19 protein-coding genes are annotated in these 21,018 nt (G+C 67.3%); 4 read left to right on the forward strand and 15 right to left on the reverse strand.

Annotated features, from left to right (window positions below; translation table 11 throughout):
• Window positions 1–36 precede the first annotated feature (36 nt).
• The gene (locus ACO0LU_RS06985; protein ID WP_424790674.1) at window positions 37–1,248 is read left to right on the forward strand and encodes an acyltransferase family protein; all 1,212 of its coding nucleotides are present in this window, start codon (window positions 37–39) and stop codon (window positions 1,246–1,248) included.
• A 314-nt stretch (window positions 1,249–1,562) separates the two neighbouring features.
• Here the strand turns inward: ACO0LU_RS06985 and ACO0LU_RS06990 are convergent, their stop codons facing one another.
• From ACO0LU_RS06990 to ACO0LU_RS07020, 7 genes are all read right to left on the reverse strand, one after another.
• Entirely contained in the window at window positions 1,563–2,873 is a 1,311-nt protein-coding gene (locus ACO0LU_RS06990; protein ID WP_424790675.1) for an alkaline phosphatase family protein, read from the reverse strand.
• Window positions 2,870–4,255, reverse strand: a complete 1,386-nt coding sequence (locus ACO0LU_RS06995; protein WP_424790676.1) for an extracellular solute-binding protein — start codon at window positions 4,253–4,255, stop codon at window positions 2,870–2,872. Before ACO0LU_RS06995 ends, ACO0LU_RS06990 begins: the two co-directional genes overlap by 4 nt.
• A gap of 118 nt (window positions 4,256–4,373) precedes the next feature.
• Window positions 4,374–5,300 (reverse strand): carbohydrate ABC transporter permease, encoded by a 927-nt coding sequence (locus ACO0LU_RS07000; RefSeq protein WP_424790677.1) that lies wholly within the window; start codon window positions 5,298–5,300, stop codon window positions 4,374–4,376.
• On the reverse strand, window positions 5,297–6,262 hold the full coding sequence (locus tag ACO0LU_RS07005) for a carbohydrate ABC transporter permease (RefSeq protein WP_424790678.1): 966 nt from the start codon (window positions 6,260–6,262) through the stop codon (window positions 5,297–5,299). Before ACO0LU_RS07005 ends, ACO0LU_RS07000 begins: the two co-directional genes overlap by 4 nt.
• Before the next feature lie 379 nt (window positions 6,263–6,641).
• Window positions 6,642–7,106, reverse strand: coding sequence for a TY-Chap domain-containing protein (locus tag ACO0LU_RS07010; protein WP_424790679.1), 465 nt, complete (start codon window positions 7,104–7,106; stop codon window positions 6,642–6,644).
• A gap of 264 nt (window positions 7,107–7,370) precedes the next feature.
• Complete coding sequence (locus ACO0LU_RS07015; RefSeq protein ID WP_424790680.1) at window positions 7,371–8,414, reverse strand: serine hydrolase domain-containing protein; 1,044 nt, start codon at window positions 8,412–8,414, stop codon at window positions 7,371–7,373.
• A 117-nt stretch (window positions 8,415–8,531) separates the two neighbouring features.
• Window positions 8,532–8,951 (reverse strand): CoA-binding protein, encoded by a 420-nt coding sequence (locus ACO0LU_RS07020; protein WP_424790681.1) that lies wholly within the window; start codon window positions 8,949–8,951, stop codon window positions 8,532–8,534.
• Window positions 8,952–9,195: 244 nt separating this feature from the next.
• On the opposite strand from ACO0LU_RS07020, the gene ACO0LU_RS07025 reads away from it, so the two are divergent.
• On the forward strand, window positions 9,196–10,674 hold the full coding sequence (locus ACO0LU_RS07025; protein WP_424790682.1) for a hypothetical protein: 1,479 nt from the start codon (window positions 9,196–9,198) through the stop codon (window positions 10,672–10,674).
• Between the two features lie 9 nt (window positions 10,675–10,683).
• Here the strand turns inward: ACO0LU_RS07025 and ACO0LU_RS07030 are convergent, their stop codons facing one another.
• The 3 genes from ACO0LU_RS07030 to ACO0LU_RS07040 form a co-directional block, all read right to left on the reverse strand.
• Entirely contained in the window at window positions 10,684–11,649 is a 966-nt protein-coding gene (locus tag ACO0LU_RS07030; protein WP_424790683.1) for an LCP family protein, read from the reverse strand.
• 442 nt (window positions 11,650–12,091) lie between these two features.
• On the reverse strand, window positions 12,092–13,468 hold the full coding sequence (locus ACO0LU_RS07035) for an LCP family protein (protein WP_424790684.1): 1,377 nt from the start codon (window positions 13,466–13,468) through the stop codon (window positions 12,092–12,094).
• Complete coding sequence (locus ACO0LU_RS07040; protein WP_424790685.1) at window positions 13,465–14,736, reverse strand: LCP family protein; 1,272 nt, start codon at window positions 14,734–14,736, stop codon at window positions 13,465–13,467. The genes ACO0LU_RS07035 and ACO0LU_RS07040 overlap by 4 nt, the downstream gene beginning before the upstream one ends.
• Before the next feature lie 499 nt (window positions 14,737–15,235).
• Here ACO0LU_RS07040 and ACO0LU_RS07045 point away from each other — a divergent pair, with 499 nt between their 5' ends.
• The gene (locus ACO0LU_RS07045) at window positions 15,236–16,108 is read left to right on the forward strand and encodes a phosphotransferase (RefSeq protein WP_424790686.1); all 873 of its coding nucleotides are present in this window, start codon (window positions 15,236–15,238) and stop codon (window positions 16,106–16,108) included.
• Between the two features lie 174 nt (window positions 16,109–16,282).
• Here the strand turns inward: ACO0LU_RS07045 and ACO0LU_RS07050 are convergent, their stop codons facing one another.
• The 4 genes from ACO0LU_RS07050 to ACO0LU_RS07065 form a co-directional block, all read right to left on the reverse strand.
• Window positions 16,283–17,728: a CoA transferase gene (locus tag ACO0LU_RS07050; RefSeq protein WP_424790687.1), complete on the reverse strand. Its 1,446-nt coding sequence runs from the start codon at window positions 17,726–17,728 to the stop codon at window positions 16,283–16,285.
• Window positions 17,729–17,790: 62 nt separating this feature from the next.
• Window positions 17,791–18,735, reverse strand: a complete 945-nt coding sequence (locus tag ACO0LU_RS07055; protein ID WP_424790688.1) for a bile acid:sodium symporter family protein — start codon at window positions 18,733–18,735, stop codon at window positions 17,791–17,793.
• Window positions 18,736–18,962: 227 nt separating this feature from the next.
• Window positions 18,963–19,406, reverse strand: coding sequence for a type II toxin-antitoxin system PemK/MazF family toxin (locus tag ACO0LU_RS07060; protein ID WP_424790759.1), 444 nt, complete (start codon window positions 19,404–19,406; stop codon window positions 18,963–18,965).
• Window positions 19,321–20,070 (reverse strand): TetR/AcrR family transcriptional regulator, encoded by a 750-nt coding sequence (locus tag ACO0LU_RS07065; protein WP_424790689.1) that lies wholly within the window; start codon window positions 20,068–20,070, stop codon window positions 19,321–19,323. The genes ACO0LU_RS07060 and ACO0LU_RS07065 overlap by 86 nt, the downstream gene beginning before the upstream one ends.
• Window positions 20,071–20,233: 163 nt before the next feature.
• On the opposite strand from ACO0LU_RS07065, the gene ACO0LU_RS07070 reads away from it, so the two are divergent.
• On the forward strand, window positions 20,234–20,488 hold the full coding sequence (locus tag ACO0LU_RS07070; RefSeq protein WP_424790690.1) for a hypothetical protein: 255 nt from the start codon (window positions 20,234–20,236) through the stop codon (window positions 20,486–20,488).
• A gap of 16 nt (window positions 20,489–20,504) precedes the next feature.
• On the opposite strand, the gene ACO0LU_RS07075 is transcribed toward ACO0LU_RS07070, so the two are convergent.
• A complete protein-coding gene (locus ACO0LU_RS07075; RefSeq protein WP_424790691.1) occupies window positions 20,505–20,957 on the reverse strand; it encodes a hypothetical protein in 453 nt (150 codons plus the stop codon).
• Window positions 20,958–21,018 lie beyond the last annotated feature (61 nt).

Here is a 21,018-nt window from a genome sequence, read left to right on the forward strand (position 1 = left end):
TCAGACGCAGCGGGAACGGCGCTAGCGTCGCCTCTCGTGACAGCCACCAGACCGGAGCATCCTGCGTCCGCGACATTGGCCCACCCGGCATCGGATGAGCACGCCGAGATCGGACCCGCGCGGCCACGGGCCCGGTTGCGCGGCCTGGACGGGCTGCGCTTCTTCGCTGCGTTCGCGGTGCTGCTGTACCACTTCGGCGCATTCGACACCTACTCCGATGCGGTCTGGGGGGAGTCGGTGCAGGAGATCACCGGGCCGGTGGGGGTGTGGTTCGGTTACGGTGCGCTGGCCCCGTCGTTGTTCTTCGTGATCTCCGGGTTCGTGATCCTGATGTCGGCCCAGGGGCGGGGCTGGCGCCGGTTCGTCGCCTCCCGGGCCGCCCGGCTCTACCCGGCCTACTGGGTGGCGGTGCTGGCCACCTCGGTGCTGTTGCTGTTGCTGTGGAACCCCGGCCGGGCTCCCGGCGCGGGGCAGGTAGCGGTGAACCTGACCATGTTCCAGTCCGCCTTCGGGATCAGCCACGTGGACGGGGTGTACTGGACCCTGTGGGTGGAGATGAAGTTCTACCTGTTGATGATCAGCTTCCTGCTCATCGGTATCACCACCCGGCGGGTGCTGATCGTGGCGCTGGCATGGCCGCTGGTGTCCTGGGCGTTCGCGTTCGCTGAGGTGCCGCACGTGTGGGACTGGTTGATTTACCGCCATGCCCCCTTCTTCGCCGGCGGGATGGTCATCTACCTCATCCACTCCCGCGGGCACAGCCCGGCCCGCTGGGCGGTGCTGGCGGTGAACGTGGTACTCGGAATGGTCCACGCGGTACCGGGGTTGAGTGCCCAGGTGGCCGAGCGCACCCCGTTCGAACTCAACCCGTGGATCCTGGGTGCCCTCACCCTGGGTTGCTTCGTCTCGGTGGCGGCCCTGAGCTGGACCCGGCTGCAGTACCTGAACTGGAAGTGGCTCACCGTGATCGGCGGCCTGACCTATCCGCTGTACCTGATCCACCAGTACTGGGGCTGGTGGGTGATCTCGATGCTGTCCGACCACGTGCCCGCCGCCGTGAGCGTGGCCGCGGCCACGGCCGTGGCGGTCGCGCTGGCCTGGGTGCTGCACAAGGCGGTCGAGGTGCCCTTCGGGCCGCGGCTGCGCAACGGTACCGCTGCACTGTTGGATCGACTCACGCTGGGCCGCAAGCCCGCGAAAGAGGCGCCCGCAGCCGCACGCCGTTCGGTGAGTTCATCCGTCGGCTGATGTCCGTCGCATGATGACGTCCACGGCGTGATGACTTCCGCCGCGTGACGACGGGACAGGTCAGGCACGCTGCCACTTGGCTCACTCGGGGTAGGAGGCGCTTTGCCCTCAACCAACTTGCCCGCGCTGGTGAGATCACGGGCACCGCCGGTGGACCGCCCCTCCTCCGTATTCGGCATTCGGGCTCCGGGGTTGTCATCGGGGGTCCTTCTTGAGCAGTCGTGGGTTGAGTCGATGACCGGTACCTTCGACGCTGGGACTGCACTCAGGCCGTTCTCCCAGGGCCGGCAGTACCGGTCATCGCGGACTCATCCTCAGGCCGGAACCTCGACCTGCAGTGCCTCAGTGAGCACCCTGCCCTCGGCGTGGGGCAGATCCACGCCGAGCACCGCAGCGAAAGTGGGAGCCTGGTCCAGCATGCTGCGCCGGCCTAGGTCCACCCCGGCACGGAAGTCCGGGCCGGTGGCGATGAAAACCGGCTGACCGCCGTGGCGTGGGGCGTGCCCATGGGCGCCCACCGGCGCGGGATAACCGGCCTCACCCTTGCGTTGAATCTCAGGGCGGTCCCAGCGCATCCCCACTACCACTCCGGGTTCAGATTCGACCACCCAGGTGAACGGGCCATCCAACCCGTACAACTCCCGGGCCTCGGCGGCAGTCCAGAACCGCTCGATCCGGTTTCGCGGATCGGACTGGATCTCGGCCAGCAACTGCTCCACCTGGTCGCGGCGCTCAGCAGTGGTGTCCTCGGCGAGGAACAACTGCCCTGACAACCCCGCGCCCAGGCAGATCACGTCATAATCCACCAACGAACCGTTCGGGTCCACCCGCAACAAACCGCGCTCAGCGAAGATCGTGTTGAGGTTGGTGTGCTGCTCGGTGTCGATGTGCCCGTGGTCGGAGGTCAGGACGATGTTGGTTCGCTCCAGGTCCCCGGTCTGTTCCAGCGCCGCCAGGAGGTTGCCCAAGGTGTCGTCCACCTCCCGCAAGGCCTGCTGCACATGCGGGCCGTAACTTCCTTCGGCATGCCGGGCGGTGTCCACCTCCACCAGATGCACGAACATCACATCCGGCTGTTCGGTACGCAGGATCAGGGGGGCTAAGGCGTTGACGAAGGGGAAGTACTTGCCCTTGCGCCGATCCTCATCCACCAGGTGCAGGTGCGGCAGGATGTACTTGTTCAGGCTGGCGGCGTTGGTGGTCTGGCGGTACTGATCCTCCAGCCCGTCGAAAACCTGCGGGCAGGCGATCTCCGGCACCAACCAGTCGATGTTCTCATCCTTGCCGGTCACCGGCCATTGCACCGCGGCGGTGCTCAGTCCAGCCTGCCGGGCGGCGGCGAAGATGGTGGGCACGTTGATCATCCGGGCGTCCCAGAACCACTCCGAGGCATCACCCCGTCCGGGTTGGAACTGCAGGTTGTTGAAGATCCCGGTCCTCGCCGGGGGGCACCCGGTGGTTTGGGCGGTGTGGTTGGGGTAGGTGACGGAGGGGTAGATGCCCTCCACCTCCGCTACCGCCGAGCGCTGCAGAATGCGGGCGAAGGCCGGCAACGTGGCCGCGAAGGGGATGTCGTCGGTGTGCATCGCATCGATGGAGACCACCAGAAGTTTGCGGCGGCTCATGACAGCACCTCCTCGATGTCGGCCCGGTTGGCGTCCAGGATTGCGCTGAGCTCCCGGTGCAGGTCTTGCACCACGACCTCCACGTCCGCGTTGTCGCCGTACACCCGCTCCATCGCGCGGGACACTTCCTGGGTTCCGGCTTGGAACCAGGTCACCTCATCGACCGTGCGGGCGTTGGGCAACTGGGCAAGGGCGGTGCCGTAGTTGGGGTCGCGTGCCACCTGGTCCTTGACCAGGTCGTGGTCGTGGGCCGCTTGCACGATCGGGACGTAACCGGTGTCGATGTGATACTGCGCCGACTGCTCCGGTCGGGCAAGGAAACGGAACAACTCGGCGCAGGCGTCCTGGCGTTCCTTCGACTCGGCCTTGACGATGGACAGACCCGATCCGCCGGTGGGCACCTCGGGCCCGACGGAGTCCTTGCCGAGCAGGAAGGAGGTTCCGATTTCGAACTGCGCCGCCTCGGTGGCACCTCGCAGAGAGGCGGTGGAACCGTGCGCGGCGGCGGCCAAACCGGTGTTGAAGTCGGTCAGTGGCGACTGGGCCAGGTAGCCGAAGCCGTTGTCGTGGATGAACCGTGATTTCCAATTCAGCCACTCATAGGTGGCCTCCTGGTCGGCGGTCACCTGCAGGTTATCGTCCGACCAGCGCCCACCCCAGGTCCAGATGTGGGAGTTGCCATACCAGGCGTCACCGCTACCGAAGGCCATCGCCGCCAGGGGCTGGCCCTGGACCTGAACCTCGCCCAGTGCCGGTGCCATCTCGGCAAAGTCTTCCCAGGTGCCCGGTCCCTCTTCCGGCAGCCCCAGTTCCACGAAGCGTTCCTTGTTGTAGTAGAACAGCGGCGTGGAACGGGCGAACGGCACCACGTAGGTCTGGCCCGCGGCGATCCCCTCACTGATGTAGTTCTGCATGTAGACGTCCAGGGACCACTCGGAATCGAAGTGCCGGTCCATCGGGGCCAGGGCACCGGCGAAATAGAACTGCAGCCACTGCATCTCGGGGAAGCAGACGATGTCCGGGACCTGCCGGGCTTGCAAGGCGGCGGTGAACTGGGTGTTCAGGTCGGCGTAGTTGCCCACCGACTCCGCAGCGGCATAGATGTCATCCTGGGACTCGTTGAACGCCGTGAGCTGATTCTCCAGGGCCTCCAGGTTCACGCCGGTGAACGGGGCCCAGAACAGGATGGCCGTGCGGCCTTGGTAGCGCGAGGGCACGTTGACGTCAGCCTGGCTGAATCCAGAGCGGGTGAGGTCTTCATCGCCTGCTGCGCTCTGCCCGGCCGAGGTCGGGGTGTTGCACGCGGACAGGCCCAGTCCGGCGGCGCCGATACCCAGGGCGCTGAGCAGTGCTCGCCTGGAAAGGTTCAGATCAGTACGCACGAATGTGCTCCATTCTTGTTTTCTTGCAGGGGAAACTTCTCGGCACCGGACAGTGACCGAGATGGGCTGGGTGCTTCGGGCCCGCCGGTGCAGCGCATCGGCCGGCCCCGCCCGTGGATCAGCCCTTCAACGCACCGGAGGTCAGGCCCCCGATGATTCGTTTCTGGGCGAGGAAGAAGATCAGCAACATCGGCAGGGCGACCATCAGGGTGCCGGCCATGATCGACCCCCAGTTGGTGTAGCCCTCCTCACTGCGCAGGAACAGCAACCCGATCGGCAGGGTGCGCATGGTGCTGGTGGTGGTGATGATCAGTGGCCAGACGAACTCGTTCCACTTCGCGATCAACACGATCAGGGTGCAGGTGAGCAGCATCGGGGTGCAGATGGGCAGCACGACGCTGCGCATCCGGCGCAGGTGACCTGCGCCGTCGACCATCGCTGCATCGACCAGTTCGCTGGGTACCTGCCGCATCTGCTGATAGAGCAGGAACATGGCGAATGCGCTGCCGATGCCCGGCAGGATCAGACCCTGGTAGGTGTTGATCCAGCCCAGGTTGCCCATCGTCATGTAGTTCACCAGCAAGGTGATGTGCCCGGGCAGCATCATCGAACCGACCATGAAGAGGAACAGCGGGGTCTTGAAGCGGAACAGCACGAACACGAACGCGTAGGCGCTCAGTACCGCCACGGAGATCTCCAGGGTTGTACCCACCGTGGTCACGATCAGGGAGTTGACGAAGAACCGGTCGAACGGCACCGCGTTCCAGGCCCGCACGAAGTTTTCCCACTCGAAGGTGGTGGGGATCCATTGCAGGGGGTAGGTATAGATCTCCCATTCGGGTTTGATCGCTGAGGAGAACAGCCAGTACACCGGGACCACGAAGATCGCCAGGACCACAGCGAGCAGGGCGTAGAACAGGATCGTCACCGGTAGCGGACGTTTGGCTCCGCGCGGGCGGGACCGGCGCGGGCGGCGGGGTGTGGCAGGCCCCTGCGCCGGGGGCGCCGACTGGGTGGGGGCGGGGCGGTGGGCAAGCAGCGTCATGTGTAATGCACCCGTCGATCGATGACTTTGACCTGGATGAGGGTGATGATCATGAGCACCACGAACAGCACCGTGGCGGTGGCTGCTGCGCGCCCCACGTCGAAGCGTTGGAAGCCTTCTTCATAGATCATCCAGGTCAAGGTGGAGGAGGACGTTCCTGGGCCGCCGCCGGTGAGGGTGGCGATGATGTCGAAGGTCTGGGCGGAGGCGATCACTCCGGTGACGATGAGGAAGAAGCTGACCGGTCCCAGCAGCGGCAGGATGATCCGCCGGCCCATCGTCCACGCTCCGGCGCCATCGAGTTGGGCGGCTTCGAGAATGTCTTGGGGCAGGTCCAGGATGGCGGTGTAATAGATCACCGCAACGAACCCGAGTCGTTGCCAGGTGTAGGCGATGGTGATCGCCCATAAGGACCAGTCCGAGGTGGTGGTCCACGCCGGTGAGGCGGCGCCGAAGAGGCTGAAGAACCACCGGCTCAACCCGTAGGTGGGATCGAACATGAACAGCCACAGGATTCCTACCGTGGCGCCGGGCAGCATGTGCGGGGCGAACGCCATGGTGCGGGTGAACCCGGTGAACCGCAGTTTGCGGGAGAGGAGCAAGCCGATGGCCAGGCCGCCCACCATGGTCCCGAACACGGAGACCCCGGTGAAGATCGCGGTGTTCGCCAGTACCTCGTAGAAGGAGGGATCGGCGAGGAGCTCGGCGTACTTGTCCAACCCCACCCAGGTCGGTGCGGGGGCGACGAAGTCCCAATCAGTCATGCTCAGGACGAAGTTGTACAGCGCCGGGTAGTACCCGAAGATCACCAGGGCCGCCAGGTTCGGAAGGATCAGCAGGAGGAACAGTCCTGCCTCTTTGCGGTTGCGTCGTCGGATGGTCTTCGAAGGACGCTTCTTGATCTGTGGTTGCTCCGGCGGTGCCTGCGCGGGTGGTGCCGCGGCGAGCCCGAGTGTCGTCACTCTCACGCTCCTGACAATCTCGCGTGGGGGAACGTGGCAGGTCAGGGCCGCTGGAGCGACCCCGCCGCCTCGCTCCAGGTCGTCTTCACTTCACACCGTCTCGATGAACCGCGGGTGTCGAGGAGTGGTCGGTTCAGCGAAATGCGGGCGGAGAATCAGAACGCCGGGTGGTGGTGTCAGTCGCCGGTCGCGGGCACCGGATCCAGGTCGGTCAGGATGCCGGCCGACCGGGCCCGTTGGCCCGGGGCAACGCCGTGCAGCGGCGCGGGCAGACTCTCTCTCGTTGCCACAGGCGCACCCGGCTCGCCGCGCTCACTCACCGCACCGCGGGCACCACCCGCGCGCGACCTCGGGACCAGCCCCAGGGCCGTCGTCGGTCTTACCGCGCCCCGTGTTCGATGCGCAGTTCCTGCGGTGCGTCCACGCCGGCGACCTCCATCAGGGAGTGCGTCACCAGTGCGGCGGCCTCCTCACCCAGGGTGCCGGGCAGGTACAGGTCGGTCTCGGCGGGAGCCTGGGCAGGGAAGTAGGCGCCATACATCGGGGCCGCCTTCTCCGCCTCGGGGGCCTGCCAGCCCAGCCGGCGCAGGGCGGCGTCCTCGGCGTCGGTCCAGGGGAAGTCCCCGCCTATGTGCGAACCACCGACGAGTTCGGCGTAGAGCACGTTGCCCATCCGCAGGTACTGGGCGAACAGGTGCACCTCCTGGGTGCGCCGCTTCCGGCCGAACAGCCCGGCGATGCGCTCCTTGGTGCGCGCCGGGCCCTCGACGATGAAGAACGTGCCGTCCGCCAGAGCGCGGCACCGGTTGTTGAGTTCGCTCTCGAACTCGCTCCACGGGTCCATCCGAGCAGCCTAATGCGGGCCGGTGGGCGCTGCGGCCACCGAAGACGGAGAGGGCTGTGACCACCGGAAGGGCGTCCCGGTCCCCTCCGGCAAGGGACGTTCGGGGCGCCGGTCCGGTCCGGACGTTCGTGGTGTAGTTCACCGCTCGGAGTTGGCCGGCCGAGGCTGACTTCGCGGATTCTGGACCGAACGCGCACGGCGTTTGGCGCTCACTCGGTCCCGATGGCGCGAACTCAGCGGGTGCCAGGGTCGACGCGATACCGGTTAGAGCGACTGCACGGCATCGTTGATCAGGTCCACCGGTTCCCAGACCCCGTCCTCGAGGTTGCTCAGCACCGCCACGGTGACGGCGGCGCCCGGGTAGTGCCGCAGCATCGCGCTGGCCCCGGTGTTGACGCCCTCTTTCCAGTAGGAACGCACCACGGCGCCGGGGTCGGTGGAGATCTCGAACCCGTAGCCCATCGCGTGGACGACGCCGTCCTCGGGGTCCACCGAGTGGGTCGCATGCGGGGTGATCATGGCCTCGGCGAGTTCGGCCGGCAACAGGTCGCCGGCGCGCAGGGCGCGGTGGAAGGCGAGCAGATCCGCTGCGCACACGTGCGCGCCGCCGTCCGGTGACCCGATCGGTGGGTAGGAATAGATGTTGCGCCGCCACCCGCCGTCGTCGGCCTCCACGCCTTCGGCGACGTCGGGGACCACCCGGTCCATGGCGAAGAATCCCGCGCGGCTCATCCCGGCCGGGCCGAAGACGTGTTCGACGACGTAGTCGCGGTAGGAGCGCCCCGTGGCCTTCTCGATCATCAGCCCGAGCAGGATGTAGGAGACGTTGCAGTACCGCGCACCCTTGCCGGGGGCGAAGTTGGCGGGTTTGTTGACGAAGTTCGGCAGGAAATCGGCGGTCTGACGCACCGAGTAGTTCGGGGTGTCCACCCAGAGCGCCTCGTAGGACTCCCCGGCCTCCTCATCGGCGTCGTCACCGATGCCGGAGGTGTGGGAGAGCAGGTGGTGCACCGTGACGGCGGGGGAGATGGTGGTGCCGGTCAGGCCGAGGTAGTCGATCGCGGAGGTCTGCAGCGTGAAGGCGCCGGCTGCGACCTGTTGCAGGGTGGCCACCGCGGTGAAGAGCTTGGTGACCGAGGCGCAGTCGTACCGGGTGCTCATCGTGGCCGGGACGTTCCAGGTGTAGGACGCCGGTCCGTAGGCACCCTCGAACCTGGTGCGGGCGGCCGAGTCGATGCGCACCGTCCCCGAGAACTCGCCCTTCCGGGTCAGGTCGGTCAGGGCGGCGTGCAGGGAGTCGGTGTCCATGGGACCTCAGGTTATGGGTAATGGCGGACGGCGAGCGCGGGCGGCCCGGATCGGTGGGCGGGGAGCGGGCTGCGCAACCTAGGTGAGATCTGCCGCCGGCATGCGGGGGGTTCGGCTCTAGTCCAACCCGAGGCGTGGGCCCTCAATGGCCGGACAGGTGTCCATCACCACGTCCAAGCCGGCCGCGGTGGCCCGCTCGGCCGCGGCCTCGTCGATAACGCCAAGTTGTAGCCAGACCGCCTTGGCGCCGCGGGCGATGGCCTGGTCCACCACGTCCCCGGCGCGCGTGGAGTTGACGAATACGTCCACCACGTCGATGTCCCCGGGCACCTCATCGAGTCTGGTGTAGCCGACCTGGCCGTGCACCGTCTCGGCCTTGGGGTGCACCGGCACGATCTCCATCCCGAGTCCTTGTTGCAGGTAGGCCGAGACGCCGAAGGCCGCCCGGCCGGTGTTGGTGGACAGCCCCACCACGGCCCACCGGCCAGGGGTGGTGAGCAACCGGCGGATGACGTCGACGTCGTTGGTATGGGCCATGGATCTACTCAAGCACACCTGCCCGCGCCCGGCAGCGCGGTTGATCGTTGGCCGCCGCAGGGTGCTCGGTGAGCCCATGCATCTGGGCCATGTGGAGCGGCATACCGGATCCCGCATGGCCGTCGTATCGGCTCGATCGTGCACGCGCCGCGGGTATCGTCGCGGGAGGAGTCGCGGCCGAACTCGTCCTCACATCGGTTGTTGCCGACTGAGTCACTGCTAATTCATGAAGAGAGGAACTGGGATGCTGCAAGCGCTCCGGTCGAGGGCCGGGCTGGTCTTCGTGAGCCTGGTCGGCTGCGGCACGCTGCTGCTGACCATCGAGAAGGCCGCAGACTGGGGGATCCTGCAACACCTCGCGCTCGTGCTCTACTCCGGGGCACTGGCCCTGATCGGTTTGAAAGTGCTGGCGGGACTTCGTACTCAGCATCTGGAGAGGCTGAAGCGCCACCGTGAGGTGCGCGGCTTGGAGCGGATGCTGGCGCGCACCGGGCCTGAGGCGGAACGAGAGCGATCTGCCTTCGAGGCCCAATCCGCGACCGGAGCGATCTCGGATGCTTTCCAACCGGACCCGGAGAGCCAGGACCCGCTCGAGCAGGTTGGAACCTCCTCCGTGGCCGCCGGCGTGGTGGACGAGGCAGGCCCGAGAGCCCGTACGGCAGAACTCGTCGCCGGCTTCATCGAGAGTCGAGTGGTGGGCACCGGCGCGGAGTTCAACGAGTATCCGACAGCGCCTGGGCACAAGGAGTCGATCGTGGCAGCGGCTCGAGAACGAGGGCTCGAGGTCGTCCGATCGGGAGACCTCATCCACTTCCTGCTCGACGGTGAGCCCGTGGGTGGGATGAGCCGGCTGACCACATCGCTGGCGAGTTACTTCGCGACTCAGATCTGCGCCTCGAAGCATGCGACGAGAGTCGTGCTGGAGCGTCATGGGCTTCCGATGGCGCGGGGAGCCACGTTCGCTGCTGACGGGGTCTCCGAAGGGTTGGCGTACCTGTTCCGGCTTGGCCGCGACGCGGTCATCAAGCCTTCAGGGGGACGGGCCGGCAGGGGAATCTCCACCGGAATCAGCAACGAGGAGGAGTTCAGGCAGGCGTGGACCAAGGCGAAGGAGGCGACGAGTCGGCGAGATCGCATCGTGGTCGAGGAACAGATCTCCGGGTTGGACATCCGCGCGTTCGTCGTCGAGGACCAGGTGGTCGCTGCGGCATCGCGGGTACCTGCCTACGTGATCGGTGACGGGGTTTCCTCCATCACCCAACTGCTCGCCATCAAGGCTGAGCGTCGGAGTCTGAATGACTACCATGGGCGAACCCCGATCGTCGTGGACCACCACTACCTCCGGAAGATGGGCATGAGCGGAGACTCGGTTCCTGCCGAAGGGGCGGTGGTACTGCTGAACAATGTGGGGAACATTCACCAGGGCGGGGAGTCCGTCGACGTTACCTCCTCGATGCATCCGGAGTTGAAGAGGATCGCTGTGGAAGCCGTTCGTGTGGTTCCGGGCTTGAGAGTGGCTGGTGTCGATCTGATGGTGAACGCGCCGCAGGACCCGGCCGGAGCGATCATCCTGGAACTGAACGCCAACGCGAACCTGTCGATCCACCACTACCCCGCCTACGGCCAGCCCAACGACGTCGCGGCGGCGATCATCGACAGAATGGTGCACCGGGCCCAGGGCCGGCACCCGGTCCAGGATGGTCCAGCGCCAGTCGTAACGTAAGCCCTGCGATCAGTCGCCGTCGACGTCGCCCTGCTCGACGCTGCCATCGGCCACGGAGGCGAAGAAGGCGGGGTAATGGTCCTCCAGCAGCACGGTGGAGCCCACCCCACCGGGGCGGTGATTCATCGAGGCGATCGGCGGTGCTCCCCGCACTCCGTCCGGGCCGGTGGCATTGCGAAAGGCCAGAGCCATCCGGCCCAGGTCGATGATGTTGCTGTTCTCCGAGACGTACAGCGCCCCCAGGCCCGACTCGAGCAGGTCCACCTGCTGGCCCGGCCGCACCGCCAGGGCGGGGTCGGCCACGGTGGACGTGATGGCCTGGATCACCTGCTGCTGGCGCAGGGTGCGCCCGATGTCACCCATTGGGTCCGCCGCGCGCATCCGGGCAAAGGCCAGCGCCGTGTCACCGTCGGAGATGTGGCACCCGGCCTCCCACTCCAGCCGGGAGTCCCGGTCGGAGACGTCGTAGTCCAGGCACAACTCCACGCCGCCCACGGCGTCGACCACGTTCGCCAGCCCGCCCATGCCGATCTCGACGTAGTGGTCCACCTCGATGCCGGTCAGGGACTCCACGCTGGCGCGCAGCAACTCGGGCCCGCCCCAGGAGTAGGCAGCGTTGAGTTTGTTCCAGCCGTGCCCGGGGATCTCCATGTACGTGTCCCGCGGCAGGGAGATCAGCGAGGTGTTCCCACTCGGCGGCACGGTCAGGATCATGATGGTGTCTGCGCGCTGACCCTCGGTGGGGTCGTGGGTGAAGTTCTCATCGTCGTCGCGCGAGTCCGACCCGGCCAGCAGGTAGGTGGTCCCGGCGGTGCTGAGGGAGGACTCCCCGGCGTCCACGTGCTGGATCTTGCCGTTCGCCCAGATCAGCAGGCCCACCGGCCAGGCCAGGATCAGCACCAGCAACAGCACGAACGCCAGGAACGCTCCCCGGCCCCGGCGACGGCGGCGCGGGCGCCCACTTCGAGGTGCCACCGGGGTGGGAGGCTGAGAGGGCGGGACCGACGACGACGGCGGCGCCGCCGCGGGCCGGTGGCTCGCCTGCTGACCGGCGGGATGGTCGGCCGGCATCACCCGGGTGCGATCAGGTCCGGCCGGTGGCCGACCCCCCGGCGGGATCGACGGCGGAGGGCCGCCCTGGTCGGAACCGCCACGCCTGTAACCCTGGCCTGAGCCGGCCCGCCCCGGATCACCCGGTACCGCGGGTGACCGCGGCGCGAAACTGGGTGGGCGTCGGGCCGGTCCGCGTCCACCCCCAGATGCGCCCGCACTTCCGGAAACGCCCGCCGCTTCAGCCTCGAGTGGCTGGGCCGGCCCACCACTGCGGGCACGGGAGGCACCGGGTGGGCGCCTGCCCGGACGGCGTCCGGAACTGGCGCCACGTGATGTTCCCTCAGGGGGCGTCTGGCTCATCGGCTTACCCGCATGGTCCGTTCTGCTGTTCGGCTGTGGACCCATCGAGCGTAGGCCCGGTGGAGCCGTCATCGGGGGAGGCGGAGTCGGTGTCGGCGTCCGCGCCATCGACATCGGTGCCCTCTGCCCCGGTGGCGCCGTCGTCGGCCTCCGCACCCACAAGGTCCTCCTCCTGCTCCTCGGTCACGTGCAGGGGCTGGTCGGCGGCGACGGCCTCCCAGAGTTCGATGGCCTCGTCGGTCCACACCACGTTCGCGCCATCCCCGCGGCCCACCACCGGGACGGTGGCGAAGGTGATCTCACCCGGGTCGATGTGGCGCAACGCGTACGCCAGGCCGCTGAGGGCCGAGATCGACCCGAAGTCACGCGAGGCGGTTACCGAGGACGTCGCCGCGTCCAGGAAGGCGTAGAGCTTGCCGGCGTCGGTGAGCAGGTTCTGGTCCAGCACGTGCCGGGCGGTGGCGGCCAGCAGATCCTGCTGGCGGTCGATGCGTTGGATGTCGCTGCCATCTCCCAGGCTCTTGCGCACCCGGGCATAGCCCAGTGCCTGCTCGCCGTCGAGGACCTGCTCACCGGCCTCGAGTTCGATATGAGCCTGGCGGTCACTGATCGGTTCGGGCACGCAGAACGGCACACCGCCGAGGGCGTCGACCACGTTGACGAACCCGGCGAAGTCCACCGCGATGAAACCGTCTATGCGCACGTTCGTCAGTGCCTCCACGGTGCGGATCGTGCATGCGGCGGCATACCCCACGTCCCCGGTCTGCCCGCCGATCTCGAAGGCGGCGTTGAACTTGCCCTCCCGGGGGTTAGTGGCGCTGCCGTCGGGCATCTCGCAGGAAGGCACCGTGACCCAGGAGTCCCGGGGGATGGAGATCATCTCCACCCGGTCCCGGTCGGCGCTGATGTGGGCCACGATCACGGTGTCCGAACGCACTCCGGGGGTGGTGCCGCCGCCGATCTCGAAGTTTTCCCCGGAGCGGTCATCGGTGCCCACCAGCAGCACGTTCAGGGCCTGGCCGGCGTGGGGGTCCTCCGGGTCCGGGGCCTCGACGGGTTCGGGACGCTCGTCCCCGAGCAGGTCGTCGATGTCATGGGTCTGGATGTTGGAGTCCAGGTCCCGGTAGGCCCAGGCCACCCCGGAGGTCACGAACATCCCCAGCGCCAGCACCGCCACCAGCGCCACGTGCCGGCGCTGCTGGCGCGCGGCGGCGTGCCGGATGGAGCCAGGGGTGGTGGGGGAGGCGTTGGTGGCCGCGGCGAAGACCGCGGCTGCGGCGGGTCCGCGCGGGGCGGGACGGGCCCGCCCGAGACGACGGCGGGGCGCGGCGTGTCGTGGGTTGAGCCGGGGTCGGCGGGAAGGCCGTGGGGGCTGGCTCATGCCCGTGCGCCCGCGAGCAGGTCGTCGGCTTCGTCTGTCCGGGCGTCCAGGGTGCCCTCATCGGTGTCACGGCCGGCGGGACCGTCCGCGGGTGCCTCCTGATCCGCCGGCCCCACATCGTCCGAGTCATGTTCGTCCTCGTCGGCCGGGGGTAGCACCATCGGCTCGTCGTCGCGCAGGGACTCCCACAGCGGTTCGCCATCGGCGTTCTGGACCACCACGTTGCCGGCCCAGTCGAAGGGAACGGTGGTGAAGGTGACGTGGCTGGTGTCCAGGTGGCGCAGGGAGTAGGCCAGCCCGCCCATGGTGGGCAGGTTGCCGAGACGTTCGCTGGTGGTCATCGCCGAGGCCGTGGCCTGCAGGAACCGGAACAGCGCCGGGGTGTCGGTGACCAGGTTGGATCCGAGCACCTCATCGGCGATCGCGCTGAAGAGTTGCTGCTGGCGCCCGATCCGGGAGATGTCGGAGCCGTCATCGACACCCACCCGGGCCCTTGCTACGCCCAGGGCGGTGTCGCCGTCGAGGCGGTGGCAGCCGGCGTGGATCTCCAGATTGGCCTTCGGAGCGTTGATGTCGTCCTCGAAACACATCTGCACCCCGCCGATCGCGTCGATCACCTCCACGAAGCCGTCGAAGTCCACCACCACGAAGTCATCGATGTGCAGGCCCGTCATCGCCTCGGTGGTCAGGATGGTGCAGGCGGCGGCGTAGGCCACATCGCCGGTCTGGCCGCCGTAGGCGAACGCGGCGTTGAACCGGGTGCCGTTGTCGTCGAACCCGGCGTTCATCGGGGCGGTCTGTCGCCCGTCCGGCAGCGGGCAACTGGGTACATCGACCAGCAGGTCACGCGGGATGGAGACCACGTCCACCCGGGACCGGTCTGCGGCCACATGGACGATGAGGTTGGTGTCGGAGCGCATCCCGGCCGCGAAGCCGTAGTCCACCTCGTTCTCGCTGCTGCGGGCATCGGACCCCATCACCAGCACGTTGTAGGCGCGACCGTCCAGGGGATCATCCGGTGCGGGAGTCTCGCCGGCGTTGCCGCCGGGGCCTGCGGCATCCTGGCCACGGCCGAGGATCCCGTCCAGATCGTGGGTGGCCACCTTGCCCTGCACGCTCTGATAGGCCAGCACCATCCCCGCGCCGGTGAAGGCGAGTAACCCGCTGAGGGCGAGCGCCACCATGTAGCGGCCACGGCGCCGGGGGCGCCGAGCCGCGTGCCGGCGGCTGGCGCTCGGGTGCTCGCGGGCAGGGGAAGAGGAAGGCATCGGTTCAAATGGTAGGCATAAACGGCCCCGGAAGGGCGGATGAGCATGGATTGTCGGGGGGAGGTTCTGTGGATAGAGGTGAGGTGGGTCACAGACGGGTGGGGGTGGGGTGAAAATCCGGCAAGAGCGGTTGGCTTGCGAATCGTGCGGTCAGTCCGGTCGTGCTCGGTAGGGTGGGCCGATCAGGTCGCCTGACCGGCTCGGGGGAGGCTCCGGTCGGCCCACCGCAGTCGTCTTGGTAAGGACACCCACCCATGCCCCAGTGCTCCGATCCAGGCAACGGACCAGTGGTGGTTCCCGTAGCCTCCGTGGGACCGGTCGGACTGGACCGCCGTTGATGCCACGGCGATCGAGCAGCCGGTGGCGCCGGGCGCTGTGGAGCGTGGCCGGAGTTGAACGCCGCAGTTCGGTCTTGAAGGGCGGGTTTCGTCGCCACGTGTGGCGGCTGCATGGCCGGACGGCTTGGCGGGAAGGTACCGTGGTCGAGGAGTTGCCGCGGGTGATTCGACCGAACGGAAGCCCTTCCGATCAGGTGCGATCAGCGGCACTGGCGGACGTGGTTCAGATCGGCAAGTTCGACGTGGACCGGCATGTGCGGCTACGTGCCTTTTACGAACCTGCCGGGGTCAGTATCCGGTTCCAGGCGGGCGGTCCGCACAACGGGGTGGAACGCACCCTCAGTGCATTTCGGCATGTCCACCGATACGCCCCGGGCTTGATGCCGCAGGTCTTCGATGATGGTCGCCTGCGCACGGCACGGTACTTGGTGGAGGAGTCGTTGTTCGGTACCCACCCGCGATCGGGCCGACCGTTGCAGGGACTCGCCGAGGAGGTCGGGTCCGGTCTACGTCTTCTGCACGACGGTTACGGAACGACCGACCAGCAACTTTCGACGGTGTTGGGAGAGAAGTTTCCGCAGCGGTGGCGCGAGGCGGTAGCGGCGCACGACCTGACCGGTGATCTGGACCGACTAGTCCGGGACCTGGTAGGCCAGGACCGGCTGGTCGAAGTCAGTTACGGCCACGGTGACCTGGTGGGAAGCAACATCATGCAACTGCGTGAACGCGTCGTGCTGATCGATTGGGAGTACTCCGGCAAGACCCCCATCGCTTTCGACGTCGCCAAGATCCACCTGCATTGCGCAGACCCGGCCGAAGCCGCTCAGTTGCTTCGGAAGGGCTTGCACCGGCCGGCGCGCGCTGGGGCGTCCCACTACAGTTTCACCGAACAGATCGCTCTCGCCCACGTGCGCTACATCGCCTGGAGCGGCACCTCCAAGGTGCGTGCGGAATCGGCTGGGCGGGTCCAGCAGTTCCGGAACCTGATCCGTAAGCGCGCGGGGGCGGTGGAGCAGTTGCTCGAGATGGGGTGACCTCTGCGCTGTGTTCAGTGAGATGCGAGGGAGGCCAGCATCATCCGTTGCGTGGGAGATATCCCGGCGCTGGTGACGTCGAGGGTGGCCGCGACGTGAAAGCGGCGCACGATGTCGTTGAGCCGTCTGGTGGCGTAAGCCAGCAATTCGCCTTGATCCGGATCCCTGGCAGCCTCAGAGCCACACCGGCTGGCTGGAGCCCCTCGGCACCAGCGCGGGGGCGGGCCAGGCCGGTGGGGTCTGGCTGAAGTCCACCTGCGGGCCGGGGAAGTGCAGCCGACCCAGCGGAGTGTCACCGCTGAAGGTTTTCGGCTCGCCCAAGGTGTGGGCGGCATCGGACTTGGCCGAGCGCGGGTCAACCGCGCCCAGGCCCAGCACCCACATCGCGTTGCGGGTGAGGTTGACCGACACTTCCCAGCTCCCGCCTACGGTGGCGCGTTTGACCAGGGCGGCGGTGGCCCCGGCGGCGGCGACGTAGCCGGTGATGAAGTCGTTGATCATCCCGGTGAGCGGCAGTTTGGGCTCCTCGGGGCTGCCGCTGACGCTCATCAGCCCGGAGGCGGCTGAGCCGTTCATGTCGAATCCGCCGCGATCGGCCCAGGGCCCTTCGTTGCCGTAGCAGGTGATGGACACCTTGGTCAGGCCCGGATACTTCTCGGCGAGGTCCTGCGGAGCCAGGCCCAGGCGTTCCAGTTTGCCGTAGCGGTGGTTGTTCACCACCACGTCGGCTTCGGAGAGCAACTCGTGCAACGTCTGCTGGCCCGCTTCGGAACTCAGGTCCAACAGCGCGCTGCGAGAACCGATGTTGGCCTGGACGTAGATGAAGGTGTGTTCGTAGTCGTTGGCCCGGGTGCCGCACAGCACCTGCGCCCCATGCTCCGACATGGTGCGCCCCACGGTAGGTCCGGCCAGCGCGTGGGTGAAGGACAGCACCTTGATGCCATCCAGCGGGCGCTGCGCGGGGCCGAAGTCGGCCACCGCTTCCTCACCGATCTGCTTCAGGCCGATCACCGGTTGGGAGGCCAGCAGCGCACCCTGGGGGTGGTCCAACCACTCCTGGGGCGTGCGGGCCACCGTGATCGGCAAGCCGGCGGCGTTGGCGACCTCTTCCAGTTCGAAGGCATCCCAGCGCGCGAACGCGGCGGCGACTTTCTCCTTGTCCGGTGGCACGTCTAGGAACCGTCCCCAGCTGGCCGCCATGTGCGGGTAGACCCCGCAGGCCATGACGGTGCGCCCGTCCTTGGTGCGGTAGGGGTCGAGCAGGAAGGGGTTGTCGGCCACGAGCGCGTGTTCGGGCAGGTCCCCGTTGAGGGTGGGGCGCCAGAAGGCGTGCGGTACCACGTGATGGATCGCCTGGCGAAGGTCCAGGTGCAGGTCCTGTCCCACCCCGGTGCGGATCCGGTGCAGGGCGGCAGCGCCCACGGCACCGGCCATCATCGGGATGCCGATGCCTGCGCCCAGGCGAACCTTCTCCGGCACCATCGGATCGGCCCCGGCGAAGGTGACCTGACCACCGGTGTCCTCAGGGCTCAGCCCTACCGGTTCCAACAGGTCGGCCAGCGCGGCCGAAGGGTCGAGGTCCGTTGCCTGTGCAGCATCCGGTGCCACTTGCTCTACCACGTGCTCTCCTTGACGTTCTTGCCAAGCGGTTGTGACCGCCGTCGTGCGTTCTGCTGCGGGCCTCACGGCGTTCCGGCGGCCTCGGTCGTTTCCGGGGCGTGGCCGCCGACGGTCTCGGCGGCCAGGGTTCGCAGGTGTTCGGCCTTGCTGATCCGTTTGCGCCCGTAGGCGATGATCAACAGCGCCGAGGCGAAGGAGACCAACCCGTACACGGCGGAGGGAACCGCCAATTCGTGGGAGCCGAGGATGGTCACCCCGATGAGGATGCCGAGGGTGGATTTCTTCTGGCCCAGTTCCACCCCGACGGCCAGCAGGCTGCGGAAGGGCAGCCGGGCGAGCCGGGCCAGTCCTACGCCCAGCAACGTGCCGACTAGGCTCAGCAGCACCGCGGCCACACCGGCTTGGGCCAGCATCGTCCACGCCTCATCACCCAGCGAGACGATGATGCCGATGATCAGAATCGCTAGCACCACAGTGCCCAGCACCGAGACTGCGCGCTCGGCCTTCAGCGCCTGCCGGGGCCAGCGATGGCGGATGAACATCCCGATACTCACCGGCAGCAGCACGACGGCCACCAGCGTCGCTATGGTGCTCAGCACCGAGAGTTCGGCCACCCCATCGGCCACCGAGGGCTGCCATTGCAGGGCGAGGTTGGTGGCGATCGGCAGCGTGATCACGGCGACCAGGCTGGCGATCACGGTCAACACGATGGACAGTGCCACGTTGCCCCGGGCCAGGTAGGTGATGAGGTTGGAGGTCGTGCCGCCCGGGCATGCGGCGATGATCATCAGGCCCACGGCCAGAACCGGCGGCAAGGAAAGGGCGACGGCGAGGCCCAGTCCGATCAGCGGCATCACCAGCACCTGCGCGAGCGTGGCGAGGATCATGCCGCGGGGCCCTTTGAACTCCCGGGAGAAGTCCCGTGCCGTCAGCGTCAGGCCGATGCCCACCATGATGATGAACAGCGCAGGCGGTAGCACGATGTCCACCAGTGGGTTCTGGTCCACGAGCGTCTCTTTCTGTTGGGTCCGGTCGGTGCGGGGGTGCCGGTGCGTGGGCGACGGGCGCTGTCGCTGCGCCTTTCGATACCGGCCGGAATTGAATACCGGGCAGTATCCAGTTGCTGCGGGCGGATGTCAAGCAGCCGCCGACGTCGGCGACGCGCGGCCGGGGAGTGGCCCGGCGCTTCCCTGATGCCCAACGGAGCGGGTAACGCGCGCAGCGGAAGCGCCCGCTAAGGTACTTCGGGCGACGGGATTTCGAGGATAAGGGCGAGTGCTGCTTCAATCTGGCGCATCTGGGTATCAAGAACCCAGCCAAGGCGACGTTCCATTCGCGTGGCCGCCACGGACCGGATAGCCCTGCACATCGCCCGGCTCGGCTGGTCGAGACCGCTCACCCCGGGTTCGACCTCGATCCGCAGAGCGGACGGGGTTGACGAACTTGACAACGGCACGACGACGATCAGTTCCCTTGGTGCAGCGCTACGCAGGGCATCCGTTGACACCACAACCGCGGGTCGGGTTTTGCCAGGCTCGCCTTCCCGCCTAGCGCCGAGCGAAACCAGCCACACTTCACCCCTGCGCGGTGCTTCAGGGGAGGCCATCAGAGAGGGTTTCGTCCCAGTCCTGCTGTTCCTGCCGCACGTCCAGGCTCTGTTCATCTGCTCGAGCGGCATCACGCTCGGAGCGGAAGGCGGCTTGGCGCTGGCGCTCCTGAGCGATCTCTGCGACGAGAGCCGGCGGATGAGGCTGCATCTGCGTGAGCATGTCGCTGATCAGCGTGGACGGCACCACGCCGGGGTCGACCATTTCTTCGATCGCCAGCCCGTTGCTGAGGCCCATCACCAGCAGGGTCAGTGACTGCGCGGACATCGCCGTCAGTCCCAGCCGGTGGCGCAGGGTCTCGGTAGTTTCGGCGACCTTGGCACGCACCTCGCGCCGGTGCTGCACGAACCGGGTGCGTACATCCTCATCGCGCAGGGCCCGCAGGCAGAACTCGAAGAACAGGATCTGCCACTGGGGATCGGCGTGGATGGTGTGCGTGAGCCGCTCACCAACGGCTGCGGCCAGGGTGCTCTGGTCTCCCTGGACGTCAGTGAGGGCTTGCAGGACCAATTCGGAGCGCCGGGTGACCTGCCGGTCGATCAGGGCCAGGAACAGATCGTCCTTGGAGTCAAAGTTGGAGTACACCGCGCCCTTGGTGAAACCGGCGACCGAGGCGATCGTGTTCAGGCTCGCCCCGTCGAATCCCTCGGCGGCGAAGACCTCCATGGCGGCGTCGAGGATCGCGGTGCGCACTTCACTGCGCCGCGGCCGTGTCCGCGCTCTGGTCTCCGGCATGGTCGACACGATACCGGCTGGTAGCGGCTTCTACGGTTGGCGGGACATGGGGGCACTGCGGAGGGTAACGACTGGCTTAACCGGTAGTGTGTCCTGATCCTGCCAAGGCCGGGTGGTGTTGATCGATTGAGAGTTTTCCGGCAGGCTCCCCATCGCCTTCGATGTGGCCAAGGTCCATTTGCATTGCGCACAGCCGGCCGAGGCGGCCGGCCTTCTGCGACGAGGCCTGAACCGACCGGAGCGCAGCAACCAGTCGCATTACAGTTTCACCGAGCAGATCGCGCTGGCACACGTGCGCTATATCGCATGGAGCGGTGATGCCATCGGCCGTGCTCAAGCGGCAGGGCGTGTGAGGCAATTACGCAGCCTCGTCGGTAAACGCGTCAACGCGATCGAGCAATTACTCGACATGGGGTGAGTGCGACCGGCTTACCTCAGTGCGAGGAGAGGGCGTCCAGCAGCATCCGCTGTATGGGTGTCAGTCCCTCGCCGCTGACATCCAGAGTGGCGGCCACGTGGAACCGCCGCACGATGTCGTTGAGCCGTCGAGTGGCGTAGTCCTGCCAGTTGCCTTGATCGGGGTCCCACGCGTGCTCACCGATGATCAATTCGGTGGCGTACCCATACCGCCGGGTTGCGTCCAGACGCGGCTGATCGAGGACGATCACCGGCCGGAAGGAAGCGCTCAGGAGTTGCATCCGGGCAACGTCGTCGATCACGTCGTCTATTGCTTCGGGGTCGATTCCGATCAAAGAGAACATCGCAACGGGTAATTGGTCCACGCCCACACCGGCGAGTAGGTTGCCGGCCTTCGGGAAGCGCTGGGGAACCCCGCGGCCCCGACCTGAGGATCCGGCGAAGATGCGCGTGACGGCATCGCGTGCCATGTCGCTCTCCCGCATCCGGTCGAGCACCTTGGTTCGGACCGTCCGATAACCGGGCACCCGA

The organism is Pseudactinotalea sp. Z1748 (assembly GCF_049725185.1).
Lineage (GTDB): Bacteria > Actinomycetota > Actinomycetes > Actinomycetales > Beutenbergiaceae > CALKWS01.